The sequence below is a fragment of the Bacillus sp. FSL M7-0558 genome (genome assembly GCF_038003245.1).
GTDB classification, from domain to species: Bacteria; Bacillota; Bacilli; order Bacillales; family Bacillaceae; genus Bacillus; species Bacillus pumilus.
Genome location: NZ_JBBOOU010000001.1, coordinates 259,933 through 277,658 on the forward strand (window position 1 = coordinate 259,933; position 17,726 = coordinate 277,658).

Annotated in this window: 16 protein-coding genes; 11 read left to right on the forward strand and 5 right to left on the reverse strand. The window is 42.6% G+C overall.

Translation table 11 applies throughout. From position 1 onward, the window contains the following. Positions 1-98 precede the first annotated feature (98 nt). The gene (locus tag MHB79_RS01455) at positions 99-647 is read left to right on the forward strand and encodes a GNAT family N-acetyltransferase (protein WP_050943341.1); all 549 of its coding nucleotides are present in this window, start codon (positions 99-101) and stop codon (positions 645-647) included. Between the two features lie 45 nt (positions 648-692). On the opposite strand, the gene MHB79_RS01460 is transcribed toward MHB79_RS01455, so the two are convergent. Further along, a complete protein-coding gene (locus MHB79_RS01460) occupies positions 693-896 on the reverse strand; it encodes a hypothetical protein (protein ID WP_226804604.1) in 204 nt (67 codons plus the stop codon). A gap of 115 nt (positions 897-1,011) precedes the next feature. Between MHB79_RS01460 and MHB79_RS01465 the strand changes: the two genes are divergently transcribed. After that, positions 1,012-1,551, forward strand: a complete 540-nt coding sequence (locus MHB79_RS01465; RefSeq protein WP_340988738.1) for a DUF402 domain-containing protein — start codon at positions 1,012-1,014, stop codon at positions 1,549-1,551. Between the two features lie 39 nt (positions 1,552-1,590). Here the strand turns inward: MHB79_RS01465 and MHB79_RS01470 are convergent, their stop codons facing one another. After that, complete coding sequence (locus MHB79_RS01470) at positions 1,591-3,222, reverse strand: S8 family serine peptidase (protein ID WP_445661245.1); 1,632 nt, start codon at positions 3,220-3,222, stop codon at positions 1,591-1,593. A 169-nt stretch (positions 3,223-3,391) separates the two neighbouring features. Here MHB79_RS01470 and MHB79_RS01475 point away from each other — a divergent pair, with 169 nt between their 5' ends. The 4 genes from MHB79_RS01475 to MHB79_RS01490 all read left to right on the forward strand — a co-directional run bounded on the left by MHB79_RS01475 (position 3,392) and on the right by MHB79_RS01490 (position 7,860). Then, positions 3,392-4,873, forward strand: a complete 1,482-nt coding sequence (locus MHB79_RS01475) for an amidase (protein WP_340988741.1) — start codon at positions 3,392-3,394, stop codon at positions 4,871-4,873. 37 nt (positions 4,874-4,910) lie between these two features. Further along, positions 4,911-5,474: a TetR/AcrR family transcriptional regulator gene (locus tag MHB79_RS01480; RefSeq protein ID WP_340988743.1), complete on the forward strand. Its 564-nt coding sequence runs from the start codon at positions 4,911-4,913 to the stop codon at positions 5,472-5,474. 80 nt (positions 5,475-5,554) lie between these two features. Further along, positions 5,555-6,577, forward strand: coding sequence for a quercetin 2,3-dioxygenase (locus tag MHB79_RS01485; protein ID WP_050943335.1), 1,023 nt, complete (start codon positions 5,555-5,557; stop codon positions 6,575-6,577). Positions 6,578-6,726: 149 nt separating this feature from the next. Then, positions 6,727-7,860, forward strand: coding sequence for a zinc-dependent alcohol dehydrogenase (locus MHB79_RS01490; RefSeq protein WP_050943334.1), 1,134 nt, complete (start codon positions 6,727-6,729; stop codon positions 7,858-7,860). A 167-nt stretch (positions 7,861-8,027) separates the two neighbouring features. Here MHB79_RS01490 and MHB79_RS01495 read toward each other — a convergent pair whose 3' ends face one another. Next, positions 8,028-8,462: a MarR family winged helix-turn-helix transcriptional regulator gene (locus tag MHB79_RS01495; RefSeq protein ID WP_050943332.1), complete on the reverse strand. Its 435-nt coding sequence runs from the start codon at positions 8,460-8,462 to the stop codon at positions 8,028-8,030. A gap of 261 nt (positions 8,463-8,723) precedes the next feature. Here MHB79_RS01495 and MHB79_RS01500 point away from each other — a divergent pair, with 261 nt between their 5' ends. The 4 genes from MHB79_RS01500 (at position 8,724) to MHB79_RS01515 (ending at position 13,317) form a co-directional block, all read left to right on the forward strand. Then, the gene (locus MHB79_RS01500; protein ID WP_050943330.1) at positions 8,724-10,232 is read left to right on the forward strand and encodes a class I adenylate-forming enzyme family protein; all 1,509 of its coding nucleotides are present in this window, start codon (positions 8,724-8,726) and stop codon (positions 10,230-10,232) included. A gap of 66 nt (positions 10,233-10,298) precedes the next feature. Next, positions 10,299-11,681, forward strand: a complete 1,383-nt coding sequence (locus tag MHB79_RS01505) for an amino acid permease (RefSeq protein WP_050943329.1) — start codon at positions 10,299-10,301, stop codon at positions 11,679-11,681. 100 nt (positions 11,682-11,781) lie between these two features. Beyond that, the gene (locus MHB79_RS01510; protein ID WP_003217104.1) at positions 11,782-12,147 is read left to right on the forward strand and encodes a VOC family protein; all 366 of its coding nucleotides are present in this window, start codon (positions 11,782-11,784) and stop codon (positions 12,145-12,147) included. A gap of 309 nt (positions 12,148-12,456) precedes the next feature. After that, entirely contained in the window at positions 12,457-13,317 is an 861-nt protein-coding gene (locus tag MHB79_RS01515; RefSeq protein WP_034620713.1) for an alpha/beta fold hydrolase, read from the forward strand. A gap of 161 nt (positions 13,318-13,478) precedes the next feature. Here MHB79_RS01515 and MHB79_RS01520 read toward each other — a convergent pair whose 3' ends face one another. Together MHB79_RS01520 and MHB79_RS01525 are read right to left on the reverse strand one after the other, a co-directional pair. Next, the gene (locus tag MHB79_RS01520; RefSeq protein ID WP_003216901.1) at positions 13,479-14,906 is read right to left on the reverse strand and encodes an alanine/glycine:cation symporter family protein; all 1,428 of its coding nucleotides are present in this window, start codon (positions 14,904-14,906) and stop codon (positions 13,479-13,481) included. Between the two features lie 33 nt (positions 14,907-14,939). Continuing rightward, a complete protein-coding gene (locus MHB79_RS01525) occupies positions 14,940-15,920 on the reverse strand; it encodes a glutaminase (protein ID WP_003217260.1) in 981 nt (326 codons plus the stop codon). Between the two features lie 517 nt (positions 15,921-16,437). Between MHB79_RS01525 and MHB79_RS01530 the strand changes: the two genes are divergently transcribed. Beyond that, the gene (locus MHB79_RS01530; RefSeq protein WP_003216917.1) at positions 16,438-17,724 is read left to right on the forward strand and encodes an ATP-binding protein; all 1,287 of its coding nucleotides are present in this window, start codon (positions 16,438-16,440) and stop codon (positions 17,722-17,724) included. Positions 17,725-17,726 lie beyond the last annotated feature (2 nt).

Below are 17,726 nucleotides of genomic sequence, written 5' to 3' on the forward strand. Positions count from 1 at the left end.
CTCTTTACATTGAATGAGTAGAGAAAAGAACAAGGTCATCGACATGCAGTATTTGCATGATACGTATATCTGGCAATTAAACAACAGGAGGTGCTGACATGGAGCAGCAAGAGCTGATCATTCGTCAAGCAGTCAAAGAAGATCATGAGGCCATTAGACACGTACTAATCAAATCCTATTCACAGTATGAGCCTCAATTTACAGAGGAAGGCTGGCAAAATTATTCTGCTGCGCTTGCAGCAGCTGTAGATAATCCAAACATGGAGCTGATGCTTGTGGCGGAGCTTGAAGGTCAGGTCGTAGGGACGCTTCAAATGTTCCGATCATCAGAGCAAGCGTATGACAAACCCGAAATGGGCATTACATCAGCCATCGTCCGGTTTTTAGGAGTAGATCCCGATGTCAGAGGAAAAGGAATTGCAGAGTCATTGTTACGTAAAAGTATTGAGCTCACGCAATCATGGGGCGAAAATGTTCTGTACCTTCATACCTCTGATAAAATGCAGGCTGCCATTCGTCTTTATGAAAGAATGGGCTTTGAGCGTGCACTAGATAAAGAATTTGTGAATCAAAATGGGACGCATGTTAAAAGCTATCAATATGTCATCCAGAAAGAACAACCAGCTGGTTCATCACATCACGCATAATAAAAGGAAGAGCACGTCCTCGATGGACAGCTCTTCTTTTTTTATTTACGCCCACAGTATAAGCGCCCAATATGATATCCCCCACGAGATTAAACCGAACATAACAAAGAATTTTAACATGCGCTCATAAGGAGATAGCCTTCGTTCTCTCTTCGTTTTCACCAGCCGCCAATAAAGGGCATAGCCGCAAAAAATGAGGATGATTTGTCCAAGCTGTGTAAGGTTTTCAAGAATCGTGATTCCGTTCATTTATTTCACCTCATCAATAGGTCTTCCATATGTGAATGTAGCAACCCTTTATTTTTTCAAAAAAAATCGGTGTATACTGGAAAGAGAGAATCTAGATGCAAGAGGGAGTTGTGACATGTTGTTTTCGCTACATGCGGATCGGTGGGATGAAGTAATCGAGAGAAAAATCAAATACGATCAGAAGATTGTGGAACATACTTGTCAGCTGTTAGACGCACAGGGACAGCAGGCTGTGCTGTTTCACAAGATTGAAGACACGTTTACGATGAGGGCAGGTGATGGTGCTCTGACGATTCCAAAAGGGAGCTATACGACCGCTTATTATTGGAAGGATCGTCCTTACAATATGTATTTCTGGAGAGATGATCAAGGGAAGGAACTAGGTTCTTATTTTAATATTGTGGGGAATACATCGTTCAACGGCCAGCTGGTCATGTTTGAAGACCTCATTGTTGATCTTCTCGTTCTTCCGAATGGTGATTTTTTTGTATTGGATGAAGATGAGTTGCCAGAGAGTTTAGTGGATTTTGAACAAGGTTCAGTGCACCGAGCATTAGAGAGTGTGATGGCTTCGTTAGAAAACATACTTGATCAAGTGAGGGCAGATGTTGATGGAAAATATCATCACAGCTTGTTTGCACCGCTGTTAAAATAGAAAAAAACGATTCCTTTCAGCGAGGAATCGTTTTTTCTGTTACACCTTGATACGGTTTAATCGTTTTTGTAAACTGGTTTTCGTTTTAGAAGCTTTTAGCTGTTTGACAGCGGATTGCGCCGCTGCTTTTGTTTTCTTCGTTCGTTTGGTTTCCGCTTTTTTGACCTTTTGTTTGGCGTCTGTCACTTTCTTTTGATAGGCGACCTGTTTTTTGACTTTGTCGAGCCGATTTTGCAGGCTTGTTTTTTCTTTGCCTTTGTTTAACTTTTTGATGGCCGCTTGTGCGCTTTTAATGGCGCCTTGTGTTTTGCTTTTTTCGGCTGTTTGAACCTTTGCACGTGCCAAGCGGATATCAATGGTTCCTTGTACCTTTTTCACCCGTTCAGTGAGTGCTGTTTTTTGCTTACTTGCAGTGAGTCGGCCAATTCTCGTTTTGGCTTGATTGACATCTGCCTGCTTTTTAGAAGTTTCGGCTGTTTTGACAGCGCTAGTCGCAGCCTTCAAAAAGCTTGATTGTGGTATATATTGCACGCGGCCATAGCCGAATTGTGGATCTTTTCCTTTTGCGCCAAGATCCACTGTATAGCTGCGCAATAAGGTGCGAAGCTGAACATTTGTTTTCTTCGGATGAAGCTGCTTCAACAGTGCCAGCATGCCTGTGACATGCGGTGCAGCTTGTGATGTACCTGTTGCATACCAATATTCATTTTTTAAATAAGTGCTAATGACGTTCTGACCAGGGGCAGAAAATTCAATACCTTTCCCTGTATTTGAGATAGAAGCGAGTTTGTCTTTGTCCGTCGTTGCAGAAACGGCAATGACGCTATTGTAGGCGGCAGGATAGCTGATATGATTCTTCTTCCCATCATTCCCGCTTGCAGCGACCACAAGCAGTCCTCTTTTGTATGCTTCATCCACTGCTGAACGCAAAATAGGGATATTGTCTTCAAAACCTAGACTTAAATTCATAATATCCATCTTGTTGCTAATAGCCCAATCGATTCCTCGAAGCAGACTGTACAAGTCGCCTTCTCCCTTTTTATCTAACACTTTCACAGCATACAGCTTCGCGCCAGAAGCGACGCCGACTGTGCCGTAATCGTTATTGAGGGCACCAATCGTTCCTGCGACATGTGTGCCGTGTCCTTCATCATCTTTATAGGAGGAAGTGTAGTTCACGAATGATTTACCGCCGGATATCTTTAAATCCTCATGGGGAGAAATACCAGTATCCAAAACGGCTACCTTCACATTTTTCCCCGTGACGCCTTCTTTTATCGCTTGCTTTACATTCAGCTTTTGCAGGTTGTAAGATTTTTGAACCAATGCATCCTGATTCGTAGAGGCAGCGGTTTTTTTCATCGTAGAAGAAGCGAGTTTGACTTTTATGTTTTTTGAGACATACGCGATGTTAGGGTCTTTTTTGAGTGACGTGACCGCTTGTTCATCTGCTGTCACAGCGACAGCAGGAAGATGTATGTACTGTGCGTTCACTTTTTCACTTTCTTCAATCGCTGTTTGCTTTCCTTTTTGGTTTTTATAGACGATGATGACATCTGTTTCTTTTGGCGGTGCAGCTGCCTGCGAATGGTAAGGCAAGGCAGTTGTCAACGCAAGAAGAAACGCGATGACTACGAATATTTTCTTTTTCAAGGCGATAGCCCCTTGCATACGATGACCTCCGTCTTTTTTTCTCTATTATATCGGAGAAATGAGAAGGATGGTTAGAAGAATCATATTGTTTGTCAGAAAGTTTTTTTTACAAGTAACCTGAAATTGAAATTCATACAAATCTAGTAGACAATAGAGAGAACATAATAAGAGAAAGTAGGATATGCTGATGAACGTAAAAGAGTATATGACGTATGATGCGATTGGCTTGGCGGCACTTGTACGGAATAAGCAGGTAACGCCAGACGAGCTTGTACAAGCTGCATTTGCTAGACTGAATGAGGTCAATCCTGAACTAAATGCGTTGATTCAGACAAGACAAGATCAAGTATTAAAAGAAATCAAGACATTACATACGAATCAGCCGTTTGCGGGCGTTCCATTTGTACTGAAAAATATATCGCAAGGGCTGGAAAATGAACCGCTGACAGCAGGAGCTGCATTATTAAAGGATGTAAAGGCAAAAACGGACTCCCACTTTGTCCAGCGATTGAAGCAGGCTGGATTTCTCATGATGGGACATACAAACACACCAGAATTCGGATTAAGAAATGTAACAGAACCTGCTTTACATGGTCCAACGAGGAACCCTTGGCATCCTGACTATTCTCCTGGCGGTTCAAGCGGCGGGACGGCAGCAGCTGTTGCGAGCGGCATCGTACCTGCTGGTGGAGCAAGTGATGGTGGAGGGTCCATTCGGATTCCAGCATCCTTTACAGGTTTGTTCGGTCTCAAACCAACAAGAGGAAGAACGCCGGTAGGACCAGGCGCAGGAAGGCAGTGGCAAGGGGCATCCATTGACTTTACACTTACAAAAACAGTGCGGGACAGTGCAGCCCTTCTTGATCTACTTCAAGTCATTCAGCCTGAAGCGGCTTTCCAAACGCCATTATACGACGGCAGCTATCAAGAAGATCTAGAGAAACGTACATCTTCTATGCGAATTGCTTACATTGTAGAATCTCCAGTTGGTACGAAGGTCAGTGAGGAAGCGAAGCAGGCGGTGCAGCAAACAGTGAAATGGCTGAGTGATCAAGGGCACCAAGTAGAAGAAGCAAGGCCTGCAATCGATGGAATTCATCTGATGCAGCAATACTACGTCATGAACAGCGGAGAAATGTCTGCACTATTCACGTCCTTGAATCGTTCATTAGGACGTCCAGTCAATCCGGAGGAAACAGACATCGTGGCATGGGTGTTGGCAGAGGCTGGCAAGAATGTAACCGCTGCTGCTTACACAGAAAGTCTTGATGCATGGGATATGGCGGCTGCACAAATGGCGTCATTTCATCAAACCTATGATCTCTTTGTGACACCAGCGACTGCCTATTCAGCTCCTAAGGTTGGTGAGTTGATGCATTCGAAAGAAGAAATCACAGAACTTTTACGTGTGTCATCTCTCTCAATGCAAGCGCAGCAGGATCTCATTTATGACATGTTCTTAAAGAGTCTGACCTACACACCATTTACACAGCTTGCCAACTTAACGGGTCAGCCTTCTATGAGCGTTCCTGTTCATCTCACTAAGGCGGGCATGCCTTTAGGGGTACAGGTCACAGCACCTAAGGGGAAAGAGGATTGGCTGCTGCGGCTTGCAGCAGAGATGGAGACATCCTCGATTTGGAAAGGAACAAATCAACTCATACGTTGAAACGACATTGGTCTATGGAGGGAAAGGAGTGTCACACGTGAGTACGAAGGATAGAATTATTCAAACGGCCGCACTTCTTTTACGCAAACAGGGGTATCATGCGACAGGATTGAATCAAATCATTAGAGAGAGCGGCACGCCTAAAGGATCTCTTTATTATTATTTTCCAAACGGAAAAGAAGAGCTAGCCATAGCAGCCGTTGAATATATTAGTCAAAAGGTCATCAATCGAATTGAAGAAAGCTTTGCCTATTCGGATGATCCTTATATCGCCATCGACCGCTTTATGACAAACATCATCTGGGGGTTTACGGAGCAAGAAAATGAAAGAGGCATTCCGATTGTCTTGCTGGCGGCAGAATCCAAGCCAGAACATACGCAGCTTCATACTGCATGTAAACAAGAAATGATCCGCTGGCAAAAGCTTGTGAAAGAAAAGCTCATGAACAGCGGATATGAAGAAAACAAAGCGGATGAGCTGGCTTCTCTCCTTCATTCAATGGTGATTGGGGGTCTATCGATGACCACCGCACTCAAACAAACGACCCCGTTAGAACATGTGAAATGTTACCTTAGACACTTATTTATGCGAGAAGAGTAAAATCTCTCGCATATTGTCTATCTATTATATCAATTGGTCTATATAATAAAGATAGTCAATTAGTCATGAGGAGTGATGGGATGTCGGAGCAACCGCAATCGATCAAGCAATCCGAAGGAACCTCTTTTTATACCGTGTCTGGTTCAGGGAAGCTGTATGGGCTGGAAAATCAGCTTGTTCATGTGCTGGCAGAAGTAAATCAAACGAATCAGCTGTTTGAGCTTGTCTTAATCACAGGTGGGAAAGGAGCTTATTTTCCACTTCACTGTCATGAGCACTTATTTGAAACCATTTTTGTGCTGGAAGGAAAGCTTGAAGTGATCTTGGACGGTAAAAAATATATGGTCACAGCCTTCGATTATATTCATATCCCACCCAAAACGATCCATGGCTACAGAATGCATAGTCACAAAACAAGATTTATTTCATATACGTTGGGCGGACAAATGACAGATGTCTATCAGCAAATTGGGAAAAGGCTTCAGCGGAACGAATGGCCGATGACCGATCATGCTTTCGATGCAGACAGCTTTGAACAAGCTGAAAAAGAAAGCGATATCATATTGATGCATGGTATCCGGCAGCTGTCAAATACAACTAAGCCCTCCGTTTTATTTCATAGTCAGCTCCCTCAGGCGGTGCAGCCCTACGTATTAGAGGCTGGTGAAGGGAAGCAATACATTATTGATGGTCAGCTTCATGAGCTGATCGCAACAACAGAAACAACTGGAGGCGGGTTCAGTCATTTTGTGATTGAAGGCGCGAAGGGAAAGTATTTTCCTCCGCATTATCATCAAGTACATACAGAAGCACTCTATTGCGTTGAGGGAAAAATGAATCTGCAATTGAACGGAGAAGATATATGCCTGATGCCGGGTGACTTTGCCTATATACCGCCGGATACAATTCACTCTTCTGAACTCGTGTCCCATTCTAATAAATTTTTGCTATTGCTGCTTCCTGGAAAGATTGAGCAGTTGTATGAGCAGTTTGAAGAATCACAAAGCCCGAGTATATGTCCTTATTTTATTCAAGAAGGGAACTTGATGATTGATCGAGAGACTTCCTCTCAATATGATTTGGTCTTTATCGAAAAAGGATAAATAGGTAACGCGTTACACATGATTGTATAAGTGCCTGTCGAACCGATCGACGGGCTTTTTTGTTTTTTAATAATCCTGATCTGATGCATGAACCATCCATTCAAGGTGAAGCTATGTACAGATGATTTTCGCTAAAGGAGGAAATGCATGTGAGAGCTGTTACTTATCAGGGGAAAAATAGCATTGCAGTGAAGAAAGTAGATGCGCCATCTATTCAAGATCGGGAAGATGTGATCATCCGAATTACATCAACAGCAATTTGTGGATCTGATTTACATTTGTATCAGGGGAATTTCCCGCTCCCAATCGGCTATGTGATTGGGCATGAGCCAATGGGGATTGTGGAGGAAGTTGGCCCGGATGTCACGGCAGTAAAAAAGGGAGACCGTGTCGTTATTCCATTTACCGTTGCATGTGGTCAATGCCAATATTGTCATCACCACTTAGAAAGCCAATGCGACAACTCAAACCCGCACTATGATTCGGGTGGACTTTTTGGATATAGTGAGAAATATGGGAACTACCCTGGAGGACAGGCAGAATATTTACGCGTGCCTTTTGGGAACTACACTCCGTTTAAGATCCCAGATGATTGTGAGCTGGAGGATGAACAATTGCTGTTCTTATCGGATGTTCTTCCAACTGCTTATTGGAGCGTGGAGCACGCCGGTGTGAAAAAAGGTGATACGGTCATTGTGTTAGGCTGTGGACCTGTTGGGTTAATGGCACAGCAATTTGCATGGCAAAAAGGGGCAGACCGTGTGATTGCGGTCGATTACATTGATTACCGTCTGCGACATGCAAAACGAATGAGCGGCGTAGAAGTATTTGATTTTACAGAAGACCCAGACATGGGAGAAACGTTAAAGGAGCTGACCAAAGGTGGAGCCGATGTTGTGATCGATTGTGTGGGAATGGACGGGAAGAAGTCGCCGCTTGAAAAAATTGAGCAGAAACTTAAGCTACAAGGTGGAACGATCGGACCGATTCAAATTGCCACAAAAGCCGTCCGTAAATGTGGAACGGTGCAGATGACGGGTGTGTACGGCGGCCTATATAATATGTTCCCATTAGGTGCCTTTTTCGCAAGAAACGTCACCCTGAAAATGGGGCAGGCCCCGGCGAGAGGCTACATGTCAAAGCTCTATCAAAAAGTGACAACCGGTGAAATTGATCCTAAAGCGATCATCACACACCAATTGCCGTTAGATGATGCCGCTCATGCGTATCACATATTTAATGATAAGAAGGATGATTGTATAAAGGTCATCTTAAAGCCATAAAAAAGAAGGCTTAGGAATTCTCCTAAGCCTCAGCGTTTAGACAAACCCTCGCATTCGGTGTCAGGTCTGCGTTCCGGTGCTCACGAATCTAAATTCGCTCCGCTCCGGTACTCGTCCTTCCTAGACTCTGCAAAGGTTGAAAAGAGGACAAAGGCTTAGGAATCTTCCTAAGCCTTTAATGGCTCGTCCATCATTTTTTCGATTAATTCAAAAAATGTTTTTTTATCTTCTTCTGAAAGGTGGTTGAACAGCTGATTGACAAGCAGCTGGCGGTTGTCGATCATTTGTTTTGCAATTTGTTCACCTGATTCAGAGAGTTCAATCCATACAGTGCGGCGGTCATTATTATTTCGAGAGCGGATAATCATCCCTTCATCTTCTAAGTGATTGAGAGCGGTTGTTGTTGCAGAGGGAGATAATGAAACTTCCTGCAGAATATTTTTCACAGTACATGATTGATGACGATAAATGATGCGTAAAATAAACCCTTTCACATTCGTGACGTTTTTCGGAATGTTCTCTTCATCTATTTGTTTCGTCGCCTTTAAATACTTTGTCAGCGCATGGTCTAATAAACTTGCCTCTAGCTCGAAATGTTGCATTCTCCATACCTCTTTTCCTATTGCATTCGCATTTTCCGATCAATTACTAGGTCTATCTTATCATAATAGTTATCATCATTTAAACCAAAATGGAAGACGGCTATAAAATTACCTATATTATCAATTAATATAAAGAACAATTCCAAATTGAAATGATTTTACTTTCAGCTGGTTTTATTTTAGAATGTGAATGAGATAAAATCTGCCAACCCATTCACTGGAAATTGGCTATTGTAAATCAAACGTTTGGAGATGAAGATATTGAATACATTACAGGCATTACTTAACGACAGAATGGAACGCTCTTCACAAATTGAAGCGGTAACTGGCGGGGGTGTGTCTTATACATTTGAAGAATATGCAAAGCGTATTGACCAGCTCGCTCATTATTTACATCAAAAGGGGATTCGAAAAGGGGACCGTGTTTGCTTTATTTGTCAAAACCATCATCACTTTTCAACAATTATGCTGGCAGCCATTAAAGCAGGTGCAGTCGCAGTTCCGCTTAGCTGGCAGCTTACTTCTTTTGAGCTGGAAGGTATTTTGAAAAAAGCAGAGCCAAAGGCTTTATTTTTTGACCGTGAATTCCGTGACATCATTGCGGCAGTGAATGTGTCTTTAGAAAATTGCCTGATGGTGGAATCCGGTGCCAATGCGAATACAACACAGCTATTTGAAGACATGTTGGCTTCAAATGATGGAAGTAACCTTGCTGAAGAGGTATCAGAAGAGGATCTAGCGATGATTTTATTCACCTCTGGGACAACGGGAAATCCAAAGGGCTGTATGGTCGGACATGGACGAATCTATCAATTTTTAACAAGACATGGGAATCGAGGATTCGATCTGAAAGGAAAACGGTACTTGGCGAGTCACCCTCTGTATCATATGAGTTCGATTAATCATCTAATCGCAGCTGCGATTGAAGGATATACGCTTGTCTTCTTACATGATGCAACACCGAAGCGCATTTTAGAAACGATAGAGAAAGAAAGAATTACGTTCATGATGGCTTTCCCATCAGCTTACACGTACATGCTAGAAGAAATGAAACGCGGTTCGTACGATCTCTCATCTTTTGAAATTGCGATTTCTGGCGGTACGAAGGTGCCGGTACGCTTAATTAAAGATTACAAAGAAGTAGGCATTCAGATGATGCATGGCTATGGAAGTACCGAAGCATGGGTTGTGAGTGCGTGGCATCCAGCGATGGGCGAGGATAAAATGGGCTCTGCAGGTAAAGTGGATCCGGATGTAGAAGTGAAAATCATGCACCCTGAGACAGAGGAGACATTGCCAGCTGGAGAAATTGGCGAAGTCGTTATGAGAAGCCCATTCTATTTTCTAGGCTACTATCATCAGCCTGACGCTACAGAGAAGGTGCTGAAAGATGGCTGGTTCCATATGGGAGATGCAGGCTATCTAGATGAAGACGGTTTTCTTTTCATCACAGGGAGATACAAAGATGTGATTCTGTACGGTGGGGATAATATCTACCCTGACCAAGTAGAAGAGGTCATTGATCAAATTCCAGGTGTGATTGAATCAGCTGTCATTGGGGTACCAGACGAATTATATGGTGAAGTGCCAAGTGCGTATATCGTAAAAGACGATTCTGTCGATTTTTGCGAAGAAGATGTGGTGAACTATTGCCAGGAACGTTTGGCAGATTACAAAGTGCCCTCCATTCATTTCACACAGGAGCTGCCAAAAAACAAGCTTGGTAAAATCATGAAGAAAGATTTACGTGAATTGGTTGTGAATGCGTAGTACCTATTCTGCTATAATGAAATTTGAATGATTTTTTGTTTTGCTAACGTTTTGGAGGGAAAGGGTTTGCGACATATTCTACGTAAGAAACACATTCACGATTTGTTAGAACAGAGCAGGCAGCAAAAGGTAAAGAAAACGCTAGGCGGGCTCGATCTCACGCTCCTTGGTATAGGGGCAGTGATCGGCACGGGGGTCATGGTGTTAACCGGAATTACAGCGGCTAATGATGCAGGGCCGGCTGTCATTTTTTCCTTTGCCATCGCAGCGATTGTGTGCAGTTTGGCAGCACTTTGCTATGCAGAAATGGCTTCAGCACTGCCTGTATTCGGCAGTGCGTACATTTATTCATATACAACGATGGGTGAGCTTGTCGGGCATCTAATGGGATGGACGTTATTGTCCGTTTATATGCTGACTGCTTCAGCTGTCGCCAGTGGCTGGTCGAGCTATTTCAACAGCTTGCTTGAGGGGTTTGGGATTTCAATCCCCCATCAATTTTTAGCGGGACCGGAACAAGGCGGATATATGAATCTGCCAGCCATTATCATTGCCTTACTGATTGCGTGGATCTTATCTAGAGGAACGAAGGAAAGTAAAAAATTTAATAATATCATGGTGTTTGTGAAACTCGGTATTATTGTTCTTTTCATTGTAGTAGGCGGGTTTTATGTACAGCCATCCAATTGGCAGCCGTTCATGCCGTTTGGTGCAGAAGGCGTCATTGCTGGTGCTGCTGCTGTGTTTTTTGCCTTCTTAGGATTTGATGCGATTTCTGCTTCTGCAGAAGAGGTGAAAAATCCGCAGCGGAACCTGCCAATTGGCATTATTGGCTCATTACTCATTTGCACGATCATTTACATTGTCGTTTGTTTGATTATGACAGGTATGGTGCACTATACAAAACTGAATGTCACAGAGGCGATGTCCTATGTCTTGCAAAGTGTACATCAAAATAGTGTAGCCGGTATTATTTCTGTCGGTGCGGTCATTGGATTGATGGCTGTGATTTTCGCCAATAATTATGCAGCAACTCGAATTGCCTATGCGATGGGACGAGATGGTCTTTTGCCGAAAGTGTTTTCGAAAACAAACAAAAGTGATACGCCTGTTGCAAGCATATGGATGATTGGCGGCATGACAGCTGTTATTTCAGGGTTTATTGATTTAAAGGACTTGTCCAATTTAGCGAATATCGGTGCTTTATTGACGTTTGCAATGGTGAGTTTATCTGTCCTCATTTTGAGAAAGACACATCAGCAGCTTGAGAGGGGATTCCGGGTTCCATTTGTGCCGGTCTTGCCGATTATTTCAATGGGCTGCTGCTTGTTCCTTATGTTCAACTTACCAGGCCGGACGTGGCTTTACTTTGGTGTTTGGCTGTTAATCGGTGTTGTCATGTACGCAGCGTATTCAAACAAACATAGTGAATTAGCGAAATCTTCATGAGAAAAAGGTGCAAATCCGTTGACGATTTGTGCCTTTTTTCATACGATTTGGGATAAGCTATAAAAGAGAAGATGGACGGAACAAGAGGAGGATGAGGGGTATGATTAGTGTTAGTCCTTATATTGTGGTAGACGATGTGAAGGAATCTCTTCAATATTATCAAGGGATTTTTGGCGGTGATATTCATATTTTAAATGAACATCAAGACCGTGTGCTGCATGCAGAACTGCACCTTGGAGAATCGCTGCTTCACTTTTCAGATACGTTTGACCGCACACCAAAGCCCGAGAATCTCAGATTGATTATGCAGTTTGACAATGAAGAAGAACTAAAGGCTGTATATGAAGCGCTAGAAGCTGATGGAGATGTACTGGTCGAATTACAGGATACGTTCTTTGGCGCACTTCACGGGCAAGTACAGGACCGCAAAAATGGGTTGATCTGGGTGCTGAATTATATGAAATAAACCAAGACCTTCACCTTCTTGAAGGTTCAGCGTGTAGACAAACCCTCGCATTCGGTGTCAGTCCTGCGTACTGGTGCTCACGAATGACAAATTCGCTCCGCGCCAGTACTCGTCCTTTCTAGGGCTGCAAAGGTTTTCTATCACGCTGAAAAGAAGACAAAAGGCTAAAATCAAGATCATTCTAGCCCTTTGTCAACAATCTGGACCTTCACCTTCGTGAAGGTTTTTTTGGGAGTGCTTTTATTTTCTGAAAAATGGGAAATATGCTATGTTGGAAGAATAAAGAACAAGGAGAAAGGTGGCAAAGGGATGGAGCAAATTGAATTTCAATCAATCCAAACAAATGGTGTAACACTTCACACAGCAATAGCTGGACCTGAGGATGGCCCGCTGCTTATACTGCTGCATGGATTTCCTGAGTTCTGGTACGGCTGGAAGAACCAAATTATGCCCCTAGCCGAGGCAGGTTATCGTGTCGTCGTTCCTGATCAAAGGGGCTACCATCTAAGTGATAAACCAGAAGGAATTGAATCCTATGTATTAGATCAACTGAGAGATGATATCGTAGGGCTGATTAAGACGCTTAGTCCGAATCAAAAGGCGATTGTGGGTGGTCATGATTGGGGCGGAGCAGTTGCTTGGCATTTGGCATCCACACGTTCTCAATATGTAGAGAAACTAATCATTGTCAACATGCCGCATCCGCGGGTGATGATGAAGGTTCTTCCATTTTATCCCCCGCAGTGGAAGAAGAGCTCCTATATCGCATTCTTTCAGCTTCCGAATGTGCCAGAGGCAGCTCTTCAGGAAAATCACTTTCAAAAGCTGGATGAAGCCATTGGGCTGACTGCAAGACCCCATTTGTTCACGAAGGAAGATGTATCAAGCTATAAGCTGGCTTGGACGCAGCCAGGTGCCATGACCTCAATGCTGAATTGGTACCGCGCCATCAAAAAGGGCGGCTTTGAAAAGCCGATATCAAAGCGCATTTTAGTACCTGTTCGCATGATCTGGGGGATGGAGGACAAGTTTTTAAGCAGAAAGCTGGCGAAGGAAACGATGAAGATTTGCCCAAATGGACAACTAATTTTTGTTGATGATGCTTCTCATTGGATCAATCATGAAAAACCAGAAGTGGTGAACAAACTCATACTCGAATTTTTGAACTAAAGAAAGAAGCTCTGATCAGAGGGGGAAACTCACTCTTGTCCCCATAGAAAAAACACCTCCATGTTTTTTCGGATCACAACGATCCGTTTTCAAACTTGAAGGTGTTTTTTATTTGTCTCATCTTATGGGGTCAGTCCCAAGAGGACCAGAGCTTTTTTGATTTAACCGATTCGATTCTTTTTCAACGAAGCAGGTTCGTCGTCCCAGCATTCAATTTTCTCATTGTTTGGAACGACATTTTTATAAAAGACAGGATCCTTGCCTTCTTTTTTCTGTCTCGTATAATCCTTCAATGCTGCAAAGGCGACCTTAGACAGCATGGTGATGGCGATGAGGTTGACGATGACCATGAGTCCCATGAAGAGATCGGCTAGACCCCACACGAGAGGAACAGTAGCAACTGCACCGAAAAGAACCATTCCAATAACGGCAATTCGATAAATGTTAAGCCAAACTTTGTTGGCTCCAAGGAATTCAATGTTCGTTTCGCCGTAGTAATAGTTACCGATTAATGTACTAAAGGCGAATAGGAAAATCATGATAGCAAGGAATCCAGAGGCCCATGGTCCAATGTGCTGACTGAGTGAAGCCTGTGTTAATTCAATTCCTTGCAGGTTCGTTGTTTTGTATGCATCAGAGAACAGGACAAGGAAGGCTGTGCTTGTACAAATAATTAATGTATCTGTTAACACGCCAAACGCCTGAATTAATCCTTGTTTTACAGGGTGACTTGTCACAGCTGTTGCTGCTGCGTTAGGTGCACTACCCATACCAGCCTCATTCGAGAAAAGACCGCGTTTAATCCCTTGTAATAATGCGCCGCCTAATGTTCCACCAGCAAACTGTTCAAACCCGAAGGCGTGTTTCACAATCGTACTGATGACACCAGGAAGTTCAGTGATATTTGTCACAATAACAAAGAATGCAATTCCGATATAGGCTAGAGCCAGCACAACGACAATGTATTCAGAAGCTTTTGCAATGGCTTGGATTCCCTTGAAAATAATTGCTGCAAAAATAACAGCCATCACAATACCGACTGTTAAACGGTCTAATCCAAAGGAGTTTTCAAAAGCGACAGTAATTGTATTTGATTGCACCGCATTAAAGACGATTCCAAAAGAAATTGTAATCAGAATCGCAAATAAAATTCCCATCCAGCGCTTGTTTAACCCTTTTTCCATGTAATAAGCAGGTCCACCGCGGAATCCTGTTTTATCTTTCACTTTATACACTTGGGCTAATGTACTTTCAACAAAGCTTGAGGCAGAACCGATAATGGCTACGATCCACATCCAGAAGATTGCGCCAGGTCCACCAATTGCAATGGCGATGGCAATCCCTGTAATATTCCCTGTTCCTACACGTGCCGCCATACTGATGGCAAATGCTTGGAACGGTGATATCCCTTCTTTTTCTTTTCTTCCTTCTTTCAGGACACGCACCATTTCTTTAATCATTCTCACTTGCAGGAAGCGTGTTCTATATGTGAAGTAGACACCAACTCCAAGTAACAGAGCAATGACAATATAAGTCCAAATAAAATCATTTGTATGTGTTAAATAAGATAGCAAAGCTTTTTCGTTCATAACATCACCTCTTCGAATTCATGACTGTTCATTTTAAAAAATACTGAGATCCCACTCTTTTGCGAGCTTTTTCAGCATCATGACACCGGTAATACTATTTCCGCAATCGTCAATGGCGGGACCATAAATGCCGATTCCGCAGCCTGTTTGAAATGGGAATTCTCTTCTTGCGCTTGGCGGAACGCAAGCCATAATTCCTCCAGACACACCACTTTTGGCTGGAACGCCTACAAAAGCAGCAAAATTACCAGACGCATTATACATGCCGCATGTCAGCATCAATGCCTTTGTTAGTCTTGCGATATCCTTTGGAATGACTTGGACCTGTTTAAAGGGGTGATAGCCATCACTTGATATAATCAGCCCAATCAAGGCGATGTCCTCTGTTGTAACCTCGATGGAACATTGCTTTAAGTACACTTCTAATGTGTCCTCGACATCTGATTCTAAGTAATTGGTTTCTTTTAAGTAATAAGCAAGAGCACGATTGCGGTGCGCAGTTGCCCATTCTGATTGATAAACCTCTTCATTAACAGAGGGACGCTTACCTATTAAGTTTTCGATTAAATCGAAAATATATGCTAGCTTTTCTGTAGAAGTCTTTCCGGGAAGGATGGAGGATACGGTAATAGCTCCAGCATTAATCATTGGATTAAAGGGCTTCCCTGGTTTATGCATCTCAAGACGGTAGATGGAATTAAATGCATCACCAGTTGGCTCTACATCTACCCGGTCCAAGACGTATGGTACGCCTCTTCCTAAACAGGCAGCTATAAAGCTGATGACTTTTGAGATACTTTGCAGGGTAAAGGGAACGTCCCAATCACCATATCGTACAGATGATCCGTCTGGGCCTATCACGCTGATACCAAGTTGAGAGGAATTCACTTTTCCGAGTGCTGGAATGTAGCCAGCATTCTGTCCGTTTTTGTAATACGGACGTATTTCTTCTGCCCATTGATTAACAGAAGACTGGCATGCGTGTTGTGTATTATTAGAAATTGCTGTTTTCATACGATTCCTCCAATCAAAAATCAAAAAGTACCCTATTGAATTGGCGGATGACAAAAAATGCGATCAAATAGGCACGAAAACATGTTACACATCTTCAAAGAACTTGTCATGCGCTGCTTGTACCACTCCTTTACACCTAAATATATGTTGAAATGAAGGCTTTGGCGGCGAAAAAACAAAAAGGGTTTTTAGTGAAAATTCAGAAAACGCTTACATATAGTTTCACTAAAATTGTTCATTCAATTTATCTTGGAAACTACACAATCTGACGAAAATCTACAGAAAAACTTACAAATAAAAATCGGTTTGTCGATCATTGTCTAAACAATTCCCATTATTGTAGACAATCACCAAAATGCTGAATAGCTGAAAGGTCACCATGGCGCCTCGGTGAATAGTCATAAAAAAGGATTTTGAGGAAAGAAGGAGCCGTGAAAATTATTTTTTTGTACGTTGTGAAGAAAAGAGTCTCCTTGTATACTGTGGCTATGCAAAAAGGGGAAGGGATGTCAGTCATTTGAGTTTAAACCAGCTTGTTAAAAAAGACGCATTCATATTAATTTTTATGGTGGTTATTGTGCCGCTTGCAGGAGAACTGAAGTTTTATCCTGTGAATGAAACGTTCCGGATCAGCTTTGGGGCACCTGCGTTTTTCTTTTGTTTATTACTCTTAAGGAAATCTAGACCGTTCTTGCCCGGGTTTTTAACAGGCGCAGCCATTGTGCTTTTTCGAGTAGGTTTAGATCTGATGCAGCATCATGCTGATCTCGCTACATCATTTTATCAGCAATTCCCAAGTTTCTTTTTTTATTTTACATATGCTTTCTTGTTCTTTGCCGTCCGTACGGGACGTTTTAAACAGCGTTCTATTTTTATTGGGATCATTGGTCTCATGATTGAATTAGTGGCTGATTTTGTTGAGCTGTTTGTACAATTTTTAGTGTTTGATACGACGATGACGCTATCAAAGCTGAGTGATATGTTTCTCATTGCGTTTGCTCACAGCTTTGTCGTAATCAGCTTTTTTAATATGATGAAGCTGTATGAGGCACAATCAAGAGAGAAGCAGATCATGAAACAAAATGAGCATATGATGATGGTCATTTCAAATTTATATGAAGAAACGGTTCATTTAAAGAAAACGTTAAAACATACAGAGCATATTACGCAAGAATCATACAGGCTTTACCGTCTCTTGCATGAACACGAAGCAGGGAAGAAAGTGAGTCAGGAGCTGTTGAAGCTCGCAGGAGAAATCCATGAGGTGAAAAAGGACAATCAACGTATTTATGCTGGGCTTTCGAAGCTGATTTCTAAGGAAAATATGCAAGACTATATGAAGGCGGAAGAGCTCGTTCAAATTGTCCTTCGCATTCAAGAAAAGTATGCGCTCTCTCTAGGGAAAAACATCTCCTTTACATCTGATATAAGAGGCATTCATTTGCATGATTATCATGTGTTCATTTTCTTATCGCTCATTAATAATTTAATGGCAAATGCGGTTGAAGCCATAAAGGATGACGGAATGATCTCACTCGTATTGAAAGGAAGTCATGATAAAATAGAGATTCGGATTGAAGATGATGGCCCGGGGATTCCTGAAAAAATGAGAGAAATAGTATTTGATCCAGGCTATACTTCTAAATTTGATGCATATGGAACACCATCAACTGGGATTGGCTTATCCTATGTGAAAGAGCTGGTTAAAGAGCTTGGCGGTACAATTAAAATCGAACAAAGAGAAACAAAGGGAACGGCTTTTCAGCTACTCCTTCCTATACAAAATTTAATACAGAGAGGGTGAGT

What these genes read in the sequence shown, in the direction of transcription:
- MHB79_RS01475 (WP_340988741.1), top strand. Translation starts at nt 3,392, where the DNA reads ATGAACGTAAAAGAGTATATGACGTATGATGCGATTGGCTTGGCGGCA.
- MHB79_RS01470 (WP_445661245.1), bottom strand. Translation starts at nt 3,222, where the DNA reads ATGCAAGGGGCTATCGCCTTGAAAAAGAAAATATTCGTAGTCATCGCG.
- MHB79_RS01495 (WP_050943332.1), bottom strand. Translation starts at nt 8,462, where the DNA reads ATGCAACATTTCGAGCTAGAGGCAAGTTTATTAGACCATGCGCTGACA.
- MHB79_RS01525 (WP_003217260.1), bottom strand. Translation starts at nt 15,920, where the DNA reads ATGAAAACAGCAATTTCTAATAATACACAACACGCATGCCAGTCTTCT.
- MHB79_RS01485 (WP_050943335.1), top strand. Translation starts at nt 5,555, where the DNA reads ATGTCGGAGCAACCGCAATCGATCAAGCAATCCGAAGGAACCTCTTTT.
- MHB79_RS01515 (WP_034620713.1), top strand. Translation starts at nt 12,457, where the DNA reads ATGGAGCAAATTGAATTTCAATCAATCCAAACAAATGGTGTAACACTT.
- MHB79_RS01520 (WP_003216901.1), bottom strand. Translation starts at nt 14,906, where the DNA reads ATGAACGAAAAAGCTTTGCTATCTTATTTAACACATACAAATGATTTT.
- MHB79_RS01460 (WP_226804604.1), bottom strand. Translation starts at nt 896, where the DNA reads ATGAACGGAATCACGATTCTTGAAAACCTTACACAGCTTGGACAAATC.
- MHB79_RS01510 (WP_003217104.1), top strand. Translation starts at nt 11,782, where the DNA reads ATGATTAGTGTTAGTCCTTATATTGTGGTAGACGATGTGAAGGAATCT.
- MHB79_RS01465 (WP_340988738.1), top strand. Translation starts at nt 1,012, where the DNA reads ATGTTGTTTTCGCTACATGCGGATCGGTGGGATGAAGTAATCGAGAGA.
- MHB79_RS01455 (WP_050943341.1), top strand. Translation starts at nt 99, where the DNA reads ATGGAGCAGCAAGAGCTGATCATTCGTCAAGCAGTCAAAGAAGATCAT.